Annotated in this window: 16 protein-coding genes and 1 pseudogene; 9 read left to right on the top strand and 8 right to left on the bottom strand. The window is 71.5% G+C overall.

Annotation, left to right across the window (positions count from 1 at the left end; all coding sequences use genetic code 11):
• The 5 genes from ACGFMP_RS34320 to ACGFMP_RS34300 all read right to left on the bottom strand — a co-directional run.
• The coding region (locus ACGFMP_RS34320) for a hypothetical protein (protein WP_393677585.1) at window positions 1-108 on the bottom strand (108 nt) is incomplete at its 3' end.
• 52 nt (window positions 109-160) lie between these two features.
• Window positions 161-985: a carbohydrate ABC transporter permease gene (locus ACGFMP_RS34315; protein WP_393677583.1), complete on the bottom strand. Its 825-nt coding sequence runs from the start codon at window positions 983-985 to the stop codon at window positions 161-163.
• Window positions 982-1,968 (bottom strand): carbohydrate ABC transporter permease, encoded by a 987-nt coding sequence (locus ACGFMP_RS34310; protein WP_393677581.1) that lies wholly within the window; start codon window positions 1,966-1,968, stop codon window positions 982-984. Before ACGFMP_RS34310 ends, ACGFMP_RS34315 begins: the two co-directional genes overlap by 4 nt.
• 40 nt (window positions 1,969-2,008) lie before the next feature.
• Complete coding sequence (locus tag ACGFMP_RS34305) at window positions 2,009-3,256, bottom strand: extracellular solute-binding protein (protein WP_393677579.1); 1,248 nt, start codon at window positions 3,254-3,256, stop codon at window positions 2,009-2,011.
• A gap of 78 nt (window positions 3,257-3,334) precedes the next feature.
• The gene (locus tag ACGFMP_RS34300) at window positions 3,335-5,293 is read right to left on the bottom strand and encodes a glycoside hydrolase family 127 protein (RefSeq protein ID WP_393677578.1); all 1,959 of its coding nucleotides are present in this window, start codon (window positions 5,291-5,293) and stop codon (window positions 3,335-3,337) included.
• Between the two features lie 257 nt (window positions 5,294-5,550).
• Between ACGFMP_RS34300 and ACGFMP_RS34295 the strand changes: the two genes are divergently transcribed.
• Window positions 5,551-6,570 (top strand): LacI family DNA-binding transcriptional regulator, encoded by a 1,020-nt coding sequence (locus ACGFMP_RS34295; RefSeq protein WP_393677576.1) that lies wholly within the window; start codon window positions 5,551-5,553, stop codon window positions 6,568-6,570.
• Window positions 6,571-6,708: 138 nt separating this feature from the next.
• On the opposite strand, the gene ACGFMP_RS34290 is transcribed toward ACGFMP_RS34295, so the two are convergent.
• Window positions 6,709-7,593: an RNA polymerase sigma factor SigF gene (locus ACGFMP_RS34290; RefSeq protein ID WP_393677574.1), complete on the bottom strand. Its 885-nt coding sequence runs from the start codon at window positions 7,591-7,593 to the stop codon at window positions 6,709-6,711.
• Between the two features lie 208 nt (window positions 7,594-7,801).
• Between ACGFMP_RS34290 and ACGFMP_RS34285 the strand changes: the two genes are divergently transcribed.
• The gene (locus tag ACGFMP_RS34285) at window positions 7,802-8,161 is read left to right on the top strand and encodes an STAS domain-containing protein (RefSeq protein ID WP_393677572.1); all 360 of its coding nucleotides are present in this window, start codon (window positions 7,802-7,804) and stop codon (window positions 8,159-8,161) included.
• 89 nt (window positions 8,162-8,250) lie between these two features.
• The gene (locus ACGFMP_RS34280) at window positions 8,251-8,946 is read left to right on the top strand and encodes a type 1 glutamine amidotransferase domain-containing protein (protein WP_393677570.1); all 696 of its coding nucleotides are present in this window, start codon (window positions 8,251-8,253) and stop codon (window positions 8,944-8,946) included.
• Window positions 8,947-8,989: 43 nt separating this feature from the next.
• Here ACGFMP_RS34280 and ACGFMP_RS34275 read toward each other — a convergent pair whose 3' ends face one another.
• The gene (locus ACGFMP_RS34275) at window positions 8,990-9,361 is read right to left on the bottom strand and encodes a YybH family protein (protein ID WP_393677569.1); all 372 of its coding nucleotides are present in this window, start codon (window positions 9,359-9,361) and stop codon (window positions 8,990-8,992) included.
• A 206-nt stretch (window positions 9,362-9,567) separates the two neighbouring features.
• Here ACGFMP_RS34275 and ACGFMP_RS34270 point away from each other — a divergent pair, with 206 nt between their 5' ends.
• Complete coding sequence (locus ACGFMP_RS34270; RefSeq protein ID WP_393677567.1) at window positions 9,568-10,137, top strand: TetR/AcrR family transcriptional regulator; 570 nt, start codon at window positions 9,568-9,570, stop codon at window positions 10,135-10,137.
• Window positions 10,138-10,222: 85 nt separating this feature from the next.
• A pseudogene (locus tag ACGFMP_RS34265) lies at window positions 10,223-13,669 on the top strand (multifunctional oxoglutarate decarboxylase/oxoglutarate dehydrogenase thiamine pyrophosphate-binding subunit/dihydrolipoyllysine-residue succinyltransferase subunit); the annotation flags it as partial.
• Window positions 13,670-13,741: 72 nt separating this feature from the next.
• Here the strand turns inward: ACGFMP_RS34265 and ACGFMP_RS34260 are convergent.
• Window positions 13,742-14,167: a PPOX class F420-dependent oxidoreductase gene (locus ACGFMP_RS34260; RefSeq protein WP_393677566.1), complete on the bottom strand. Its 426-nt coding sequence runs from the start codon at window positions 14,165-14,167 to the stop codon at window positions 13,742-13,744.
• Between the two features lie 118 nt (window positions 14,168-14,285).
• Between ACGFMP_RS34260 and ACGFMP_RS34255 the strand changes: the two genes are divergently transcribed.
• From ACGFMP_RS34255 to ACGFMP_RS34240, 4 genes are all read left to right on the top strand, one after another.
• Complete coding sequence (locus tag ACGFMP_RS34255) at window positions 14,286-14,792, top strand: (2Fe-2S)-binding protein (RefSeq protein WP_393677565.1); 507 nt, start codon at window positions 14,286-14,288, stop codon at window positions 14,790-14,792.
• Window position 14,793: 1 nt separating this feature from the next.
• The gene (locus ACGFMP_RS34250; RefSeq protein WP_393677563.1) at window positions 14,794-15,783 is read left to right on the top strand and encodes an FAD binding domain-containing protein; all 990 of its coding nucleotides are present in this window, start codon (window positions 14,794-14,796) and stop codon (window positions 15,781-15,783) included.
• The gene (locus ACGFMP_RS34245) at window positions 15,780-17,990 is read left to right on the top strand and encodes a xanthine dehydrogenase family protein molybdopterin-binding subunit (RefSeq protein ID WP_393677562.1); all 2,211 of its coding nucleotides are present in this window, start codon (window positions 15,780-15,782) and stop codon (window positions 17,988-17,990) included. The genes ACGFMP_RS34250 and ACGFMP_RS34245 overlap by 4 nt, the downstream gene beginning before the upstream one ends.
• Before the next feature lie 238 nt (window positions 17,991-18,228).
• Window positions 18,229-19,203, top strand: coding sequence for a serine/threonine-protein kinase (locus ACGFMP_RS34240; RefSeq protein WP_393677560.1), 975 nt, complete (start codon window positions 18,229-18,231; stop codon window positions 19,201-19,203).
• Window positions 19,204-19,509: the final 306 nt, after the last annotated feature.

The raw sequence follows: 19,509 nt of genomic DNA, 5'->3' as shown, positions 1-19,509 counted from the left end.
CAGCACATCCGCGATCCCCCGCGACTGCTCCGCGACCTGCGCAAGCGTCCCAGGACCATACAAACCCTGACTACCGGTCAAAAACCACACCTCGGGTGTGTGGGTCATGGTCAAGACTGTTCCCCTCTTCTCGGAGTCGGGTTCTCGCGGCCGGTCCCGGTCAGTCCTTGACCGCGCCGGCGGTGACGCCCGCGGCGACGTAGCGCTGCGCGAGGACGAGCAGGACTGCTGCCGGGATGGAGGCGACCACGGCGGTGGCCATGATGGCGTTCCACTCCTGGTTGTTGTTGCCGATGTACTTGTAGATGCCGAGCGTGATGGGCCGCATGTCGCCGCCGCTGTCCAGGGTGTTGGCGAAGACGAAGTCGGACCACGCCCACAGGAAGCTGAAAAGCGACACCGTGACGATGGCGTTTCGGCTCACGGGAAGGACGATCGCGGTGAAGGTGCGCCAGACACCGGCCCCATCGATCTTCGCCGCCGCGATGAGCTCGTCGGGGATGCCGGACATGAAGGCCGTGAAGATCATGACCCCGAACGGCACGGCGATGGTGGAGTCGGCGACGATCAGCCCCCACCAGGTGTTCATGATGCCGAGGTTGAGGAAGATGCCGTAGAAGCCCATGGCCATCACGATGCCGGGCACCATCTGCGCGATCAGCAGGGCCATGCCGAGGAAGCCGGCGCCGCGCGGGCGCAGTTTCGCCAGGGCGTAGGCGGCGGGCGCGGACAGCACCAGCGTGACGGCCACCGTACCGAGCCCGATGAGCAGGCTGACCCAGAGATAGGGCAGCTGGTCGTCGAGCACGGCCCGGTACCCGGTGAAGGTCGGATGCACGGGGAACAGGTCCGGCGGGCTCTTGCGCATGTCCTGCTGGGGCGTGAGCGAGACGTTGATCATCCAGTACACCGGGAAGAGCATGATCGCGGTGAGGACGACCCCGATGACGGTGTTGCGACGCGATCGGACTACGCGCGAGGTCATGCCGTCTGCCCCTTCTGGACGCGGATGTACAGCAGGCCGAAGGCGAGGGCCAGCAGGATGAGGATGTTGCCGACGGCGGCGCCCGGCCCGAACTCGGGTAGCAGGGAGCCGAATCCCAGACGGTAGGACCAGGTGGACAAAGTGGTCGACGAGTCGCCGGGACCGCCCTTGCTCATGATCCAGATCAGGTCGAACACCTTGAGCGTGTAGACCAGGCCGAGCAGTACCGTGATCGCCGAGACCGGGCGCAGCAGCGGGAAGGTGATCCGCCAGAACTGCTGCCACCCGCTCGCCCCGTCCAGGGAGGCCGCTTCGTACAGCTCCCCCGGGATGTTCTGCAGCCCGCTGTAGAGGATGACGAGGTTGAACGGGATGCCGATCCAGATGTTGGCGATGATCACCGAGGTGAGCGCCCAGTGCGGGGAGGTGAGCCAGTCGACGTTGTCCACGCCGAGCAGGTGCAGGAAGTAGTTGACCACCCCGGACTCGCTGTTGAACATCCACGACCACGTCGAGGCGGACACGATCAGCGGCAGCAGCCACGGGATCAGGAATAGCGCCCGCAGCGTCGAGGCGAGGCGGAATCCGCGGTGGAAGAACACCGCGAGCGCCAGCCCCATCGCGTACTGGAAGAGGATGGACACCAGGGTGAAGACCATGGTGTTGCGCAGCGCCGTGCCGAAGGTCGGATCGTCGATGACCTGCCGGAAGTTGTCCCAGCCGGAGAACGGCGCGCCGCCCTGCACGAAGGACCGCACGGTGTAGTGCCGCAGCGACAGGTCCACGTTGCGGTAGAGCGGGTAGGCGTAGAACGCCCCCAGGTATGCCAGGACCGGCGCGAGGAAGCCCCACGCCGCGAACTGGGGGCTGCGCAGGATCCGCCGGCCGCGCCGGCCGGCGCCGTTCGGGGCGCGTCCGTTCACGGGCTGCGCTCTGGACGTTGCCGGTGGCCGCTGCGGGGCGTCGGCGCGGGCGGTGGACATGCTTGCTCCTCGATCGGGACGGTGCGTGGGACGGCTGGGGTCAACTCCGGTGGTTCTCGACGGCCTTCTGCGCCGTGTCCATCGCGGACTGCGGGCTCTTGCCGCCGGTCAGGGCGCCCTGGACCGCGGTCCACAGCTGCTCGGAGATCACCGGGTACTTCGTGCCGAGGCCGCCGCTGGTCCGTCCGCGGGCGGCGGCGAGCGCGGTCACCCAGGGCTTCAGCGCGGCGTTCGCCTGGACCTGCTGGTCCTGGACTGCCGCCACCGGTGCGATGTAGGACAGCGTGGTGTCCGTGGAGAGGAAGTTCGTGTTGCTGGTCAGGCAGTCGACGATCTTCTTGTCCACCGCGTAGCGGGAAGTGTCCTTCTGCACCGGCACCGTGACGAACTCACCGCCGGTCGGGACGGGCGCGAGGCCGCCGTTCTGCCCGGGGATGCTGATGATCCCGTAGTCGAACCCGGTCTTCGCGGCGTTCGCCAGCTGCCAGGTGCCGTTCTCCCCGAAGGCGTACTGCCCGGTGGCGAACTCCTGCCAGCTGGTGGTCTGGGTGTTGCTCAGCACGTCGCTGGGGGCCAGCCCCTGCGACACCCAGTCCTTCCACAGCGTCACGGCGGCGACGCCCTTGTCGCTGTTCAGCTTGTTCAGGTCGCCGCCTGCGCCCCAGAACCACGGCAGGAACTGGAAGGTCCCCTCCTCCGTGCCGATCGCCCCGAAGCTGATGCCCTTCTTGCCCGCGGCCTTCACCTTCTGCAGTGCGGCCGTCAGCGACGCCCAGTCCTTCACCGAAGCGGGGTCCACGCCGGCGTCGGACAGGATCTTCTTGTTGTAGTAGAGCGCCAGGGTGTTCGCCCCGATCGGGATCCCGTACGCCGCGTCGTCGATCGTGCCGGCGCCGACGATGTTCTTCTGCAGGGCGGAGGTGTCCAGGCCCAGGTCGGTGGTCTTGTTGAGGATTCCGGCCTGCACCAGCGTGGACACGAAGGGGTTGTCCACCATCATCACGTCCGGCAGGTTGTCCTGCTGGCCCGCGAGCAGCGCCTTGTTGTTCAGGTCCGTGGTGTCCAGCGCGGTCCGCTTCAGGGTCACACCGGCCTTGGTGCCGCAGGAGGCCACCAGCTTCGCCCAGGCGTCGGAGGCGTCGAACTGCGGGTAGGGGTCCCAGAAGGTGTAGGTCCCCGACGCCGACGACGAGCCGCCGCCTGACCCGGATCCCGAGCAGGCGCTCGCGCCCACCAGTGCACAGCACACCACAACGACAGCCGAGACGGCGGTACGAGAAGATCTCATGAGTTTGTCCTTGGGACGTTCGGAGGGATCCGCGGCGGTGTGCCGCTGCGGGAGGTGCGGGTTCGCGGCGGTGCGGTGTCAGGAGGTCGGCAGCCAGACGCGCATGCTGCCGTCCTCCCGGTTGGCCCAGGCGTAGTAGGGGACGGCGGTGAGCGCGAGGTCGCCGCCGGGTGCGGATGCGGTGTCGCCGTGCCCGACGCCCTGGTAGGGCCACCAGTGCGCGGTCTGCGGCAGGGCCCGGCGCCGGCCGGCGGCCGAGACGGTCGTGACGCCGCCGAGCAGGTCGGGGCGTTCCTCCGCGGTGAGCGGCCGCGTCACGTCGATCACGACGTCGTCGAGACCGCCGCCGGGGTGGTCGGCCTGTTCCAGGCAGTACACGAGCGGCCCGCGCTCGATGGCGACGCAGCCTCGGACGGCGTCCACCCGCGGGTCGGCCCTGGTCAGCCGGGGCGTCATGTCCAGTTCCAGTTCGATGCGCTGGCCCGGCGCCCACTCCCGCTCCAGCCGGAGCCAGCCGTTGTCGAGGCGGGCGTCGGCGGCCTCCCCGTCGACGCGGACGGTGTGGCGCGAGCTCCACTCGGGGATGCGCAGCGACAGGGTCCACGGCCGGTCGCCTGGGCTTTCCTCGACGGTGAGGACGACGGCCCCGGCCGCCGGATACGACGTGTGAGCGCTAACACCGACCACGGCATCCCCCACCTCGCCGCTGAACCGGCCGGTGGCGTACTGGTGGATCTGCAGGCCGGCGCCATCGGTGGAGGCGACGTAGTGCTCCAGGCTCGCCAGCAGCCGCATGATGTTGGGCGGGCAGCAGGCGCAGCGGAACCACCGGGTGCGGCGTGCGGAGTGGTCGCCGCCCGGGTCGGTGTGCCCGTCGCGGACCTGCAGCGGGTTGACGTACAGCCAGCTCTCGCCGTCCAGGGACACACCGGAGAGGAAGCCGTTGAAGAGCGTGCGCTCGATCAGGTCGCTGTAGCGCGCCTCACCGGTGAGCAGCGCCATCCGCCAGCTCCACTGCACGGACGCGATCGCCGCGCAGGTCTCGCAGTAGGCGCGTTCGTTGGGCAGCTCGAAGGGGTCGCCGAAATCCTCCTTGTCGTGGTGCGCGCCGACACCGCCGGTCAGGTGGGTCTTGGTGGCGGTCATCGCCTGCCACAGCCGCTCACCGGCCGCCCGCAGCTCCGCCTCGCCGGTCTCGCTGGCGAGGTCGGCGGCCGCGGCCAGCAGGTAGAGCTGGCGTACCGCGTGCCCCTCGACGTTCTCGGCCTCGCGCAGCGGCACCCGGTCCTGGCAGTAGGCCTCGCCGCCGATCACCCCGTGGCCGTGCCGGTCGACGAAGTACGCCGCCAAATCCAGGTAGCGGCGCTCACCGGTCTCGCGGTACAGCTCCACCAGGGCGGTCTCGACCTCGGGGTGGCCGTCGAAGCCGTCGATGGCCTTGCCGGGGCCGAAGACGGTGTCGATGTGGTCGGCGAACCGGGTCGCCACCCGCAGGAGGTCCTTGCCGCCGGTGGCCCGGTGGTGGGCGACGGCGGCCTGGATCAGGTGCCCCGCGCAGTAGAGCTCGTGGCCCCAGCGCAGGTCCTTGTAGCGCTCGCCGCCCTTGGTGACCTGGAACCAGGTGTTCAGGTAGCCGTCGGGCTGCTGGGCTTCGGCGACCAGCGCGATGATGCGGTCGACGTCCCGTACGAGGTCGGCCCTCCTGCTGTCACCGTCCTCGGTGCCGGGACCGATCTGCCCGATCTGCCAGGACGCGGCCTCGAGCCACTTGTAGACGTCCGAGTCCATGAAGGGGTAGTCCCCGCGGAAGTCGCCCTCCGCGGTGCCCGCGGCAAGGCGCAGGTCGTGCAGGTTGCCCGCGGACTCGAGCAGGCTCGGTCCCTGCGGGATGCTCGCGCGGGCGTTCACCTCGCGGCGGGCGTGCCAGAAACCTCCCTCGATGGCCGCGGACGTCGCCGGGCGCAGGGCGGTGAGCGCGCCGGGGCCGAGAAGGACGGGGCCGGTCGCGGCGGACAGCGCCGGACTGGTGGGGGACATGGATCTCCCGGGGAGTCGTGAGGGCAGGACGGGGCCGGGTCCGACCGACGGTGCGGATTGCCTGCGCTAAGTGCGGGTAATGCGGACGATGCGGGCCTGCCTGCTGGTGAGCAAAGCTTTCCCTCGCCGCAACGTAGAAGGACCGTGGAAGGACGTCAAGACCGCTGACACAACATTTCCCATGGTTGCGCACGGGGGCTGGACGGACGTTCTGGCACTATGTGAACCTGAGTGACTGATTGAGCAAAGGATTGCTTGTGACAGGAACCGATCGCCGGTCGACGGGGGGGCGTGCCACGCTCAGCGATGTCGCCACACTGGCGGGCGTCAGCGTGGGAACCGCGTCGAAAGCCATCAGCGGGAACGGCCGGATGCGGCCCGAGACCCGGCAGCGGGTCCTGGACGCCGCACAGCGCCTGAGCTTCCAGCCGAACGAGCACGCCCGCAGCCTGCTGGCCGGGCGGAGCTGGACGGTGGGGCTGATCACGACGGACGGCATCGGCAGGTTCAGCACCCCGGTGCTGCTCGGCGCGGAAGACGCGCTGGGAGCCGGCAAGATCTCGGTGCTGCTGTGCGACACCCGCGGTGACGCGATCCGCGAGCAGCACTACATGCAGACCCTGCTGGCGCGCCGGGTGGACGGCATCATCGTCACCGGACGGCGGACCGATCCGCGGCCGCCGCTCGCGGGACTCCACCAGGTGCCTACGGTCTATGCCCTCGCCCCCTCCACCGACCCGGGCGACATCTCGGTGGTCTCGGACGACGAGGGGGGCGCCCGGCTCGCCGTGGAGCACCTCATCCACTCGGGTCGCACCCGCATCGCCCATGTCACGGGACCCGCCCATCACGCCGCGGCCCGCGAGCGGGCCCGCCTGACGGAGGATCTGCTCGCCCAGGCGTCACTGACGCTCTCGGGCGGCAAGGTGCTGTTCGGGGACTGGAGCGAGGCGTGGGGGCGGCGGGCCGCCCACGGCGTGCTGCGGCTCGCCCCGCAGACGGACGCCTTCTTCTGCGGGAACGACCAGATCGCCCGCGGTGTCGCCGACACCCTCCGCGAGGAGGGCCGCCGGGTCCCCGAGGACATCGCCATCGTCGGCTACGACAACTGGGACACCATGGCGCTGGCCTCCCGTCCACCGCTCACCACGATCGACATGGACCTCACCGAGATCGGCCGGGTGGCTGCCCTCCGCCTGCTGGACGCCATGGACGACGAGAGCGAGCCGGGGGTGCAGACCGTTCCGTGCCGGCTGGTCATCCGCGAGTCGACCTGACGGGGTCCGGCACGCTTCGCGGGCGCGCCCTCCCTGGGGGGCGCCCGCCGGTCTGCAAGCTGCGGGCGGCGGGGCGCGGACCTGAGGCGCCTCGACGGGTCGCGGACGCCGGGTGCCGGGCGCGGCCGCGCCCGGACCTCACTGCTCGGTGAGCATCCCGGCGCGCAGCTTGGCCAGCGTGCGGGAGATCAGCCGGGAGACGTGCATCTGGGAGCAGCCGAGTTCTTCCCCGATCGCCGCCTGCGTCATCTCCTGGCCGAAGCGCAGCCGGAGGATGTGGCGCTCCCGGTCGTCCAGCCTGCCCAGCAGGGGTGCGAGCGCCTGGAAGTCCTCGATCAGTTCCATGGCCGGGTCCGCGGCACCGATTGTCTCCGCGTAGGAGCGTCCGGCGTCGTCGCTCCCGTCGCCGCCCGCGGGCAGGTCGATCGAGCCGGCGGTGTAGCCGTTGGAGGCCACCAGGCCCTCGATGACGTCGGCTTCGGTGATCTCCAGGTACGCGGCCAGTTCCGCGACGGAGGGCGGTGCGTCCAGCACCGCCGTGAGGTGGTCGCGGGCCTTGGCCAGCTCCACCCGCAACTCCTGGAGCCGGCGGGGCACATGGACCGCCCAGGACGTGTCGCGGAAGAAGCGCTTCATCTCCCCGACGATGTACGGCACCGCGAAGGTCGTGAACTCCACCTCACGGCTCAGGTCGAACCGGTCGATCGCCTTGATCAGCCCGATCGTCCCCACCTGGAGGATGTCCTCCGACTCCTCAGGGCCACGCCCCCGGAAGCGCCGCGCGCAGAACCGCACCAGCGACATGTTCATCTCGATCAGCGTGTTGCGCGCGTACGCATACCCCGCAGTGCCCTCTTCGAGGGACCCGAGCGCGTCGAAGAACAGCTTCGACAGCTCACGGGCGTCCTTGGGCGCGACCTTCCCCGCCTCCTCGACGAACGGGAGTCCCCCGGCGACGGGAACGCCGCGGAAGGCCTGGGCCGGTCCTGTCGTTGTTCCCGTGCCGTACGAGGATGCCGTCATGCCGTCGCCCAACGTCGCCGAATGATTCTGCCGTCGTCTACCCGGCGCCACTCCCGTCACACACAGAAAGTCCCGGTAATTTGCCGCGTGCGGTCGCCCGGGGACGGCGCCGGGTGTTGCTTGCCGGTTCGTTACCTTCTCCGGTGTATTCCCGGGCGCGCGGCGTGGGAGGATCACCCACCGCCGGCGTTCGAGTTGTGGAGGGCTCATGGGTGCCAGTCCCTTTTCCGAGGGGGAACCACTGCTGAGGGTGACGGTCGAGCTCGGTGAGCCCGGCGTCGTCACCGTCGCCGGTGACGCGGACCTCGACGGGAGGTCGTCCCTGCGCGAGGCGACGGAAAGGGCGCTGGCCCACTGCCCGCACCTGGCCTTCGACCTGGGTGGTGTCACCTTCGCCGACTCGACCTTCCTGACCGTCCTCGCCACGGCCCGCCTCGAAGCGCTCGAACGGGGCGGAAGCGTACGCCTGCTGGCGGTCAGCCCGGCCGTCCAGCGCCTGCTGGACCTCACCGGCGCCGTGGCGCTCTTCCCCGCCGTCACGCCGGGAGGGCCCGCGCACGAGGGGTGAGGATCTGCACCCGCTCGAACATCTGCCTACGCTGGTATGTAGTCGAATCCCCCCAAAACGTCGAGCGGGGACGAAGAGGCGAATCAGTGATGGCGAAGATCCTTTTCATCGTGAGCGGAGCGACCTACTGGGTACTGAAGGACGGCACCAGGTACGCCACGGGCTACTGGGCCGAGGAATTCGCGAACCCCTACAAAGCAGTCACCGACGCCGGCCATGAGGTCGTGGTGGCGACGCCGGGCGGCACGACCCCGAACGTCGACATGATGAGCCTGCGCCCGTCCATGGCAGGAGGCGAGCAGGGCGCCCTCGACCTGGAGGCCGTCATCCGCGACGCCGAGGTGATGCGGCGGCCGCTCAAGCTGTCGGACGTCCGCCTCGAGGACTACGACGCGGTCTACCTGCCCGGCGGCCACGGCCCGATGGCGGACCTGGCCTTCGACGCCGACGCGGGGCGGCTGCTGACCGCGCAGCTCGCCTCGGGCAGGCCGCTCGCGATCGTGTGCCACGCCCCCGCCGCGATGCTGTCCACCAGGATCCACGGCGAGTCGCCCTTCAAGGGCTACAAGGTCACCGGCTTCACCAACGAGGAGGAGGAAGGCGTCGGACTCGCGTCCAGGGCGACATGGCTGCTGGAGGACGAGCTGAAGAACAAGGTCGGCGTGGAGTACAGCCGCGGCGAGATCTGGAAGCCGTACATGGTCGAGGACCGCAATCTCATCACCGGCCAGAACCCCCATTCCGCCGCCGTCCTCGGGGACCGGCTGCTCAAGGTGCTCGGGTGAGGACGCCGCGGCACGGCTGGCCGCGCGACGCGGGCCGGGGGTATCAGGGCAGCAGCGACACCTGGTAGTGGGCGATGGACCAGCCGTCCGCGTCGCGCCGCACCAGCAGGCTCAGGTTGACGGCCAGCGGCGGCCGGTCGACGAACCCGAACTCCACGCTCATGTAGCCGAGTACGAGGTCGTCCGCGAGCCTTCGTGTCTCCAGGATCCGGTATCGCGCGGTCATTCCCCGCGGCTGCGAGTCGTAGTAGTCGGCCACGCCCCGCCGTCCGACCGTGTACGGGTGCAACCCCTGGAAGATCGCGTCCTCGGTGAAGCAGGCGGCGACCACGTCGGGCTCGTGGGCGTCGACCGCGTCCTGCCAGCGGTCGAGGACGCCGCGCAGGATCTCCTCCTGGTCTGCCGTGCCGGCCATCGGCCTTCTCCTTGCGGACGGTGTGCGGGTGCGGGCGCGGGACTTTCGGCCCGGTCGGATGCGGCGACGGCCGCCCCTGAGGATTCTCGCCGCAGCCGGGGCTTCAGGCACGGGCAACGGCGGGCGTGTCGCGGTCGCGGTGCGGGCGGGCGTGGAAGGAGCCGCGACTATTTGACCTCAAGGTCAAAAAAACATACGCTGCCGGCATGGGACGACCTGCGAAGTTCGAGCCGGCAGCTGCGGTGGGAAAGGCGGTGGATGTCTTCTGGCGTCAGGGATACGGGGCCACCAGCCCGCAGGGCCTCGCCGATCAGCTGGGTATCGGAAAGGGCAGCCTCTACAACACCTTCGAGAGCAAGCGCAATCTGTTCTCCCTCGCGCTCGGTGCCTACACCGCCAGGCGCGCCGCCGAACTCGCCGGGATGCTGGAAGGGCCCGGCCCGGTACGGCCGAGGCTGCGGGCCGTCGTCGAGGAGATGACCGGCGCCGGCGAGCACCGGCGGGGCTGTCTCGTGGTCAACGCGATCGCGGAGCTCGCGGACGCGGACGAGTCGGTCCCCGCGGCCGGCAACGCCCTCTTCGACCGGATGGAGGAGGCCTTCCGCGCGGCCGTCACCGCGGGCCGCTCCACCGGCGAGCTGACCGGCCCCCAGCCTCCAGGCGACGCGGCCAGCAGCCTGCTGGCCACGGTGGTCGGCACCAGCGTCCTGGTCAGGGCCGGCGGCACCACCCCGCGGGTACGGCGCATCATCGACGCCGCCGTCGACGCCCTGTGACCGCGCGGCGCCGCGACCGCCGGCGGGCCGCACGTGGTGGCCGTCGCCCGGACCGGCCGTCCGCGGCCGCGCCCCGAACGAACCGAACAACGATGCGAGGAGATCGGCGATGTCGATCCATGTGACCGAGACACAGCCCGCCGCAGCGGCGGCCGACCCGCCGAGCGGCGGTTCGCGCACCGAGCCGCTGCGGGGCGTCGCCAGGTCCCTGGCGGCCCACATGGACGCCAGCCTCCAGGTACCGACCGCGACCAGCGTCCGGGTCGTGCCGGCCAAACTGCTGATCGACAACCGCATCGTCATCAACGAGCACATGGCGCGGGCGCGCGGCGGCAAGGTCAGTTTCACCCACGTGCTGGCATGGGCGCTGGTCCAGGCGGTGAAGGACCAACCCGGCATCAACACCCACTACGAGGTGGTGGCGGGAAAGCCCTCCGTGGCCTCCCCCGCCCACGTCAACCTCGGTATCGCGGTCGACGTCGTCCGTGCCGACGGCTCCCGCACGCTGGTCGTGCCGAACATCAAGGGCGCCGAGCGGATGACGTTCGGCGAATTCCTCGCCGCGTACGAGGATCTGGTCGCGCGGGCACGGTCCAACCGGCTGTCCCTGCCGGACTTCGAGGGGACGACGCTCTCCCTGACCAACCCCGGCGGCATCGGAACCGTGCACTCGGTGCCGCGATTGATGGCCGGCCAGAGCTGCATCGTCGCCGCCGGAGCGCTGGAGTATCCCGCCGAATTCCGCGGCGCGAGTGCCCGCACCCTGTCCGACCTGGGCGTCGGCAAGACGCTCACCCTCACCAACACCTACGACCACCGGGTCATCCAGGGCGCCGCCTCCGGCGAGTTCCTGCGGCGGGTCAGCCAGTTGCTGCTCGGCGAGTCGGAGTTCTACCAGGGCATCTTCGCGGCGCTGCGCATACCGTACGCGCCGGTCCGCTGGTCCTCGGACACCGGCGCCGCCGCGGTGGAGCAGAAGACCGCGCAGGTCCAGAAGCTGATCAACGCCTTCCGGGTCCGCGGGCACCTGATGGCCGACACCGACCCGCTGATGTACGTGCAGCGCTCGCACCCCGACCTCGAACTGGAGAGCCACGGCCTCACGTTCTGGGACCTGGACCGGGAGTTCGTCACCGGCGACCTGGCGGGGGACGGCCGCCCGATGCCGCTGCGGGAGATCCTGGGGGTGCTGCGCGACGCATACTGCCGGACCGTGGGCGTGGAGTACATGCACATCCAGGATCCCGAGGAGCGGCGCTGGTTCCAGGAGCGGCTGGAGCGGCCGTACGCGAAGCCCGCCCACGACGAGCAGGTGCGTATCCTGCGCAAACTGAACGAGGCCGAGGTCTTCGAGACCTTCCTCCAGACGAAGTACATCGGGCAGACCCGGTTCAGCCTCGAGGGCGGCGAGTCGGCGATCGCGCTGCTCGACGCCCTGATGCGCAGGGCCGCGGAGGAGGGCATGGACGGGGCCGCCCTGTCGATGGCGCACCGCGGGCGGCTCAACGTGCTGACGAACATCGCGGGGAAGACCTACGGCCAGGTTTTCCGCGAGTTCGAGGGCACGGACCGGGCCGAGGGCTCGGGCGACGTCAAATACCACCTGGGCACCCAGGGGACCTACCAGGGCCCGGCGGGCGAACGGCTCCCGGTGGCGCTGGCGGCGAACCCCTCCCACCTGGACGCGGTGGACGGCGTCCTGCTCGGCATCGTACGGGCCAAGCAGGACCGCAACCCGGGCAAGCCGTTCGGCACGCTGCCGGTGATCGTGCACGGCGACGCGGCGATGGCGGGGCAGGGCGTGGTCAGCGAGACGGTGCAGATGGCGCTGCTGCGCGGCTACCGGGTCGGCGGCACGGTGCGGGTCAACATCAACAACCAGGTCGGCTTCACCACGCTGCCGGGGGACGGCCGCAGTTCCGTGTACGCCACCGACGTGGTGAAGGCCGTGCAGGTCCCGGTCTTCCACGTCAACGGCGACGATCCCGAGGCCGTCGTCAGGGTGGCCGAGCTGGCGTTCGCCTACCGGCAGCGCTTCCACCGCGACGTGGTGGTGGACCTGGTCTGCTACCGGCGGCGCGGCCACAACGAGGCCGACGACCCGTCGATGACGCAGCCGCAGATGTACCGGCTCATCGAGGGCAAGAGCAGCGTCCGCACCCTGTACCTGGAGGCCCTGGTCGGCCGCGGCGACATCACCAGGGACGAGTACGACCAGGCGCACCGCGACTTCCGGCTGCGCCTGGAGCGGGCGTTCGCCGAGACCCGGCAGCTGCCGGCCGCGCCTGAAGGCGGTCCCACCGCGGCCGCGGGGCAGGACCTGACGCCCGGGGTCCCGCAGCAGCCGGCCGCTGAGCCGGAGTCCACCGGGGTGCCGGCGCGGATCCTGGCGGCGGTCGGCGACGCCTTCGGCCACCGTCCCGAGGGTTTCGCGGTCCACCCCAAGCTCGGCCGGCTGATGGAGCGGCGGGAGCAGATGGCCAGGCAGGACGGCACGGTCGACTGGGCCTTCGCCGAACTCCTCGCCTTCGGCACACTGCTGCTCGAGGGCACCCCGGTCCGTATGGCGGGCCAGGACTCCCGGCGGGGCACCTTCGTCCAGCGGCACGCCGTGCTGCACGACGCCGAGGACGGCCGCGAGTGGTCGCCGCTGGCGGGCCTCGGGCCGCAGCAGGCGCCGTTCGGGATCCATGACTCGCTGCTGAGCGAGTACGCGGCCATGGGCTTCGAGTACGGCTACTCCGTCGAGCGCCCCGAGGCGCTCGTCGTGTGGGAGGCCCAGTTCGGCGACTTCGCCAACGGGGCGCAGATCGTCGTGGACGAATTCGTCTCCTCGGGCGCCCAGAAGTGGGGGCAGCACTCCTCGCTGGTGCTGCTGCTGCCGCACGGGCAGGAAGGGCGCGGCCCCGACCACTCGTCGGCCCGTGTCGAGCGCTTCCTCCAGCTGTGCGCGCAGGACAACATGACGGTCGCCCAGCCGTCCACCGCCGCCTCGTATTTCCACCTGCTGCGGCGCCAGGCGCAGGCGCGGCCGCGCAAGCCGCTGGTGGTCTTCTCCCCCAAGTCGATGCTCCGCGCCAAGGGCAGCTCCAGCCCGCTGGCCGACTTCACCAGCGGCCGCTTCGAGCCGGTACTCGACGACCCGTCGGCCGTCGATCGGGCGGCCGTCCGCCGGCTGGTCCTGACCACGGGGAAGCTGTACCACGAACTGGTCGCGCGGCTGGCCGACCACCCCGACCCGACGATCGCCCTGGTCCGGATCGAGCAGCTCTACCCGCTTCCCGAACGGGAGCTGACCCGGATCATCGGCACCTACCCGAACGCCGAACTGGTCTGGGCGCAGGACGAGCCGCGCAACCAGGGCGCGTGGATCCACCTGCTCGCCGAGCTGGCCCCGCTGCTGCCCAGGGCGCTGACGCCGGTCTCCCGGCCCGCTTCCGCGGCGCCCGCGACCGGGTCGGGCAAGCGCCACACCGCGGAACAGGCCGACCTCGTGCAGCGGGTGCTCACCCACTCCGGTACGGGCAGCTGAGGCATACGCCGTCGCGGGCGGCGGCCCGCTCCCCCGGCTCGCACGGGTCCCGCGGGTCGGGGCGGCGGCCGCTCAGGCGATGGCGGCCCAGGCGGTGACATGCTCGATCCGCATCCGCACCAGCAGCATGCCGGGAACGCTGTTGCGCCGCCCGAACTCCGCGGCGACGTCGTCCCCCATGTAGCGCGCGGCGATGTCCGTCGCCCAGGTGAGCAGCGCTCCGGGGTCCTCGGAGATCTCCACGCGCCCGCGCAACACCACGAAGGAGTACGGCGGCCGCTCGTCGTCGACGCACATCGCCACGCGGTCGTCCCGCAGCAGATTCCGGCTCTTGACCGTCGTGTCCTCCGTGGTGAAGACGAGGTCGCCGCCGTCGAGCAGGAACCACATGGGCACCACGTGCGGACTGCCGTCCGCCCGCACGGTGGCCAGCTTTCCCGTCCTGGTGCCCTCGCTGATGAAGGCCCGCCACTCGTCCTCGGTCATCTCGGTTGCCATACAGATCACAATACGGTCCAAAACACCCCATGACCGCCGGAAGGACCGCGGACCCCCACCGCCCCACCCGGACGGTTTCAGCTTCCAGCCGTGGTGGAAACAGGGTGATATGTCGCGAATGGATGAAACGGCGCACGCCCCTGTCCAGGCATCGCCGGGCGTGCCGCAGGTCGACGTCGCCCTCCGGGTCAACGGAGCCAGGCGCCGCCTTCGGCTCGACGCGCGGGTCACCCTGCTGGACGCCCTGCGCGACCACCTGGGCCTCACCGGCGCGAAGAAGGGCTGCGACCAGGGAGCCTGCGGTGCGTGCACGGTGCATCTGGACGGCAAGCGGGTCGTGTCCTGCCTCGTGCTGGCGGCGCAGTGCCACGAGCGCGACATCACGACCGTCGAATCGCTGTCCAGCGGTGGGGAGCAGCATCCGGTACAGGCCGCCTTCGCACGGCATGACGCCTTCCAGTGCGGTTACTGCACCCCGGGGCAGATCATGTCGGCCATCGCGCTCATCGCGGAGGGGCGGGCCGGGTCGGACGAGGACATCAAGGAGTTCATGAGCGGCAACCTCTGCCGCTGCGGCGCCTACCCGGGCATCCGCGCCGCCGTGCGCGACGCGGCGGGGCTGTGACATGCGGCCTTTCGAATACGTGTCGGCAACGGACGCGGACCAGGCCGTCGCCCTGGTGACGGCCGACCCGAGGGCCGCCTTCCTCGCCGGCGGCACCACCCAGCTCGACCTCATGAAGGACGGCGTCCTGGGTCCTGACCGGCTCGTCGACATCGGACGGCTGCCCCTGCGCGGCGTCACCGCGGGCCGGACCGCGCTCCGGGTCGGGGCGCTCACGACGATGGAGGAACTCGCGGCCGACCCCGTCGTCACCGACCGGCTGCCCTTCGTCCGCGAAGCCCTCCTGCAAGGGGCCTCGGTGCAGTTGCGCAACCTGGCGACCGTCGGGGGCAACCTCCTCCAGCGCGCCCGGTGCCGCTACTTCCGGGATCCCGCGGTCGCCGCCTGCAACAAGCGGACGCCCGGGTCCGGGTGTGCCGCCATCTCCGGCATCCACCGCATGCACGCGGTTCTCGGCACCAGCGACCACTGCATCGCGCTGCACGCGTCCGACCTCGCAGTGCCCCTGACCGCGCTGGACGCGGTCGTGCACATCCAGGGGACGGGCGGGGCGCGGTCCGTCCCGCTCACGCACTTCTACCTGCCGCCGGGTGACACCCCGCACCGCGAGAACGTGCTGGAGCACGGGGAGATGATCACGGCGGTCGACGTGCCCCTGCTTCCGCAGACGGCGCGGTCCCATTACCTCAAGGTCCGCGACCGGGCCTCGTACGAGTTCGCGCTTGCCTCGGCCGGCGTGGCCCTGGTGGTCGAGGACGGCGGGATCCGGGAGGCCCGCATCGCCCTCGGCGGCGTGGGAACCGTCCCGTGGCGGGCCGGGGAGGCCGAGGAGATCCTGCGCGGGGCCGCCGCCGGCACCGCGGTCTTCCGCTCGGCCGCGCGCGCGGCCCTGGCGGGGGCCCGGCCGCTGCCCGGCACCGCGTTCAAGGTCGATCTGGCAGAACGCACCCTGGTGCGGACCCTCGAAACCGTCGCAGGAGGCCCTTCATGACCACCCTCGACCCGGCCGAGGTCATCGGATCGGGCATGGAACGCGTGGACGCCCCGCAGAAGGTGACGGGCAGGGCCCACTACCCCAACGACCACGTGTATCCCGGCATGGCGCACGCCGCACTCGTGCGCAGCACCGTCGCGGCCGGCAGGATCCGCGGCATCGACGCCGCCCGCGCGCGGCAGGCACCCGGCGTGCTCGCCGTCCTCTCCCACCTCGACGCCCCGGAGCTCCGCCGCGCCCCCATGACCCTGCTGGGGCCGTCACCGCCCGCGCCCTTCCAGGACGACCGCATCCTGCACCACGGCCAGCACGTCGCCGTCGTGGTGGCCGAGACCGCGGAAGAGGCCAGGCTGGCGGCGTCACTCGTCGAGGTCGACTACGAACCGGCGGCGGCCCTGCTGGGCATCGCCCACCCGGACGCCGAGGTCCTGGACAACCCCTGGGACCTGGACCACACGCGCGGCGACGTGGAGGCCGGCTTCGCCGCCTCCGACGTGGTGGTCGACGAGACCTACACGACGCCCGACAACACCAACAACCCGCTCGGCCTCATGACGACCCTGGCGGTATGGGACGGCGACTCGCTCACCGTCCACGACTCCACCCAGTGGACGCACAACGTCAGGACGTCCCTGGCCGCCGCCTTCGGCGTCCCGGAGAGCGGCGTCCGGTGCCTCGCCCCTTACGTCGGAGGCGCCTTCGGGGCCGGCCTTCGGGTGTGGCCGCACGTCGTCATCACCGCGCTCGCCGCCCGGGTGGTGGGACGGCCGGTCAAGCTGGTGCTGAGCAGGCCCGAGATGTTCACGTCGGTGGGGCACCGCCCGGACAGCGTCCAGCACGTCAGGATCGGGGCCACCCTCTCCGGTGAGCTGCTGGCGATCAGCCATCTGGGCACGTCGTCGGTGGCGATGGAGGACGACGACTACGAGCCGGTCTCGCTCGGCTCCGCCGTCTCGTACGGCTGCCCCAACGTGCTCACCCACGACCGGCAGGTACGGCTGAACATCCCGTGCCCGGGGTCCATGCGCGCCCCGGCCGAGGGACAGGGCAACTTCGCCCTGGAGTCCGCCGTCGACGAGCTCGCGTACGCCCTCGGCATGGACCCTCTCGAGCTGAGGCTGCGCAATCACGCGGACACCGACCAGCGCTCCGGGCTGCCCTGGTCGAGCAACGCCCTGCGCGAGTGCTACGTCACGGGCGCCGAGCGCTTCGGCTGGTCGCGCCGCACTCCGGAACCGGGCTCGATGCGGGACGGCCGCCTGCTGGTGGGTTTCGGAGTGGCCGGCGCCGCCTACCCGTACTACCAGGTGCCGTGCCAGGCGCGTGCCTCGGTGCGCAGGGACGGATCCGCCTATGTCCGCAGCGCCGCCACCGACATCGGCACGGGGACGTACACGGTCATGACCCAGCTGTCCGCGAGGCTGCTCGGGCTGGAGACCTCCCTGGTGCGCTTCGGCCTCGGCGACTCCGACATGCCCTACGCCCCGCAGGCCGGCGGCTCGGGGCTGACCGGGGCACTCGGCAATGCCGTGCACGCCGCCTGCCAGGGTCTGGTGCAGGCGTTCCTCGACGCCGTGCACGACGACCAGGCCTCGCCGCTGCACGGCGCCGTCCTCGCGGACGTCACCGTCGGCGGAGGCCGCATCCACCGCCGCGACGACCCCGGGCAGGGTGAGTCGTACGCCGGGATCCTCGCGCGGCTCGGGCTGGAGGAGCTGAGCGCCGACGGCCGGAGCACCCCGCCGCAGGCCGAGAATCTCGGGATGGCCGCCGCCGGTGCCTTCGGCGCCAAATTCGTCGAGGTCCGGATCGACCCCGACCTCGGGACGCTGCGGGTGGCACGGGTGGTGTCGGTCGTCGACGGCGGCCGCATTCTCAACGAGCGGACCGCCAGGAGCCAGATCATCGGCGGCACCGTCGGCGGTATCGGCCAGGCCATGTTCGAGAAGACGGAAACCGATCCGGGGACCGGCCGGATCGCCAACGCCACCCTCGGCGACTACCTGGTCGCGGTGAACGCCGACGTACCCGACGTCGACGTGGTCTTCGTCGGCGGGCCGGACCGGACGACGCCGGTGGGCACCAAGGGGGTGGGGGAAGTGGGGCTGGTGGGCACCGCCGCGGCCATCGCCAACGCGGTGTACCACGCGACGGGGCGCCGGCTGCGGTCGCTGCCGATCACCATCGAGCAGCTGCTGCTCTGAGCGGCCGTCCGGCCGGGCGCGCGCCGCTCGGGCGCGCCGGGCCGCCGGCCGGCCTCCACACCGCCGCCCGGGCGCGTGGAGACGCGGCGTCATACCCGGCTCCTTCCGGGGTAGCCGCCATCCGACGGCCGCGCGGCTGTCGCCGCGGAAGGGGACCAGGCGTGTGTGCCGGCCCGCCGCGCCGGCACCCCGGGCGGCGGAGGAGGGACCCCCGGTGTTGCTCGCGGAACGGTACCGAATGGACGCGCTCCTCGGGCGCGGTGGCATGGGGCAGGTCTGGCGGGCCCATGACGAACTCCTGCACCGCAGCCTGGCCGTGAAGATCCTGCCTGCCGCGGCGTCCGACGAAGTGGCCCGCGAGCGCTTCCGTGTGGAGGCCAGGGCCGCCGCGCGGGTGGAGGACCCGCATGTCGTCACCGTCTACGACTACGAGGTCGACGGCGACGCCGCCTATCTGATCATGGAGCTGGTGGACGGCTGCAACCTCGGCCAGGAGCTGGCGGCCCACGGTCCGATGGACCCGGCCAGGATCCTCGACATCGGGGCGCAGGTGGCGGCCGGCCTCGATGCCGCGCACCGCCACGGGGTGGTCCACCGGGACATCAAGCCCACCAACCTCCTCCTGGGCGAGGACGGCATCGTCAAGATCGCCGACTTCGGCATCGCCCGGCTGCTGGACGAGTCGGCGGCTGCCCTGACCCTCACGGGCCAGGTCATGGGCACCAGCCTCTACCTCGCCCCGGAGTGCGCCCTGGGGCGGGCGGCCGGTCCCGCGAGCGACGTCTACGCGCTCGGCTGCGTCCTGTACGAACTCCTCACCGGGCGGCCGCCGTTCGACGAGCACAGCGCGTTGGCGGCCGTGCGCCGGCATGTGGAGACCCCGCCCGTCCCGCCGAGCGCCGTGCGCCCCGGGACACCTCCCGGCGTCGAGCACTGCCTGATGGAGATGCTTGCCAAGGACCCGGAGCGGCGGCCGCCGGCCTCGCAGGTGGTGTCCTGGTGCCGGTCGGCCGCTCGGCCGCAGGGCGGCCAGGACGGACCGGCAGCGGCACCGGCATGTACGGTGGCGGAGCCGGCGCCGGTACGGGAACACGCCGCGCATGCCGCCTCCCGCCCGGCCGGCAGGGCGCACTGGTGGACACCGGCGCGCCGGAGGGCCCGCTCGATGGTGGAGCGGTCGGGAGCAGGACCCGTCCCGGCCCTGCCGGAGTAGGGCAGCCGGAGCCCGGCTGGACCCCGAGGGCGACCCGGCCACGGGCCTCCCGAGCGCACCGGCAGGACCGGCGCTTCCGAACACCGAGAAAATCCCGGACCACGCGGAACCACCGACCATTCCCTGGGATTTCCCCCTGCCGCGATCCTTTCGGCCGGCTCCCGGCTCAGCCCGGCGGCAAAAGCCGCCGGGCACCAGGGCGGGGGGGGGGGGGGGGGGGGGGGGGGGGGGGGGGGGGGGGGGGGGGGCCGGGGGGGGGGGGGGGGGGGGGGGGGGGGGGGGGGGGGGGGGGGGGGGGGGGGTACG

The sequence above is a fragment of the Streptomyces sp. NPDC049040 genome (genome assembly GCF_043197715.1).
GTDB lineage: Bacteria > Actinomycetota > Actinomycetes > Streptomycetales > Streptomycetaceae > Actinacidiphila.
The sequence above is the reverse complement of the archived record's forward strand: the minus strand, read 5'-3'. Positions and strand labels throughout refer to the sequence as shown.

Coding starts and splice junctions, on each gene's coding strand:
- ACGFMP_RS34315 (WP_393677583.1), bottom strand. CDS start 985: ATGACCTCGCGCGTAGTCCGATCGCGTCGCAACACCGTCATCGGGGTC.
- ACGFMP_RS34310 (WP_393677581.1), bottom strand. CDS start 1,968: ATGTCCACCGCCCGCGCCGACGCCCCGCAGCGGCCACCGGCAACGTCC.
- ACGFMP_RS34305 (WP_393677579.1), bottom strand. CDS start 3,256: ATGAGATCTTCTCGTACCGCCGTCTCGGCTGTCGTTGTGGTGTGCTGT.
- ACGFMP_RS34300 (WP_393677578.1), bottom strand. CDS start 5,293: ATGTCCCCCACCAGTCCGGCGCTGTCCGCCGCGACCGGCCCCGTCCTT.
- ACGFMP_RS34290 (WP_393677574.1), bottom strand. CDS start 7,593: ATGACGGCATCCTCGTACGGCACGGGAACAACGACAGGACCGGCCCAG.
- ACGFMP_RS34285 (WP_393677572.1), top strand. CDS start 7,802: ATGGGTGCCAGTCCCTTTTCCGAGGGGGAACCACTGCTGAGGGTGACG.
- ACGFMP_RS34280 (WP_393677570.1), top strand. CDS start 8,251: ATGGCGAAGATCCTTTTCATCGTGAGCGGAGCGACCTACTGGGTACTG.
- ACGFMP_RS34275 (WP_393677569.1), bottom strand. CDS start 9,361: ATGGCCGGCACGGCAGACCAGGAGGAGATCCTGCGCGGCGTCCTCGAC.
- ACGFMP_RS34270 (WP_393677567.1), top strand. CDS start 9,568: ATGGGACGACCTGCGAAGTTCGAGCCGGCAGCTGCGGTGGGAAAGGCG.
- ACGFMP_RS34260 (WP_393677566.1), bottom strand. CDS start 14,167: ATGGCAACCGAGATGACCGAGGACGAGTGGCGGGCCTTCATCAGCGAG.
- ACGFMP_RS34255 (WP_393677565.1), top strand. CDS start 14,286: ATGGATGAAACGGCGCACGCCCCTGTCCAGGCATCGCCGGGCGTGCCG.
- ACGFMP_RS34250 (WP_393677563.1), top strand. CDS start 14,794: ATGCGGCCTTTCGAATACGTGTCGGCAACGGACGCGGACCAGGCCGTC.
- ACGFMP_RS34245 (WP_393677562.1), top strand. CDS start 15,780: ATGACCACCCTCGACCCGGCCGAGGTCATCGGATCGGGCATGGAACGC.
- ACGFMP_RS34240 (WP_393677560.1), top strand. CDS start 18,229: ATGGACGCGCTCCTCGGGCGCGGTGGCATGGGGCAGGTCTGGCGGGCC.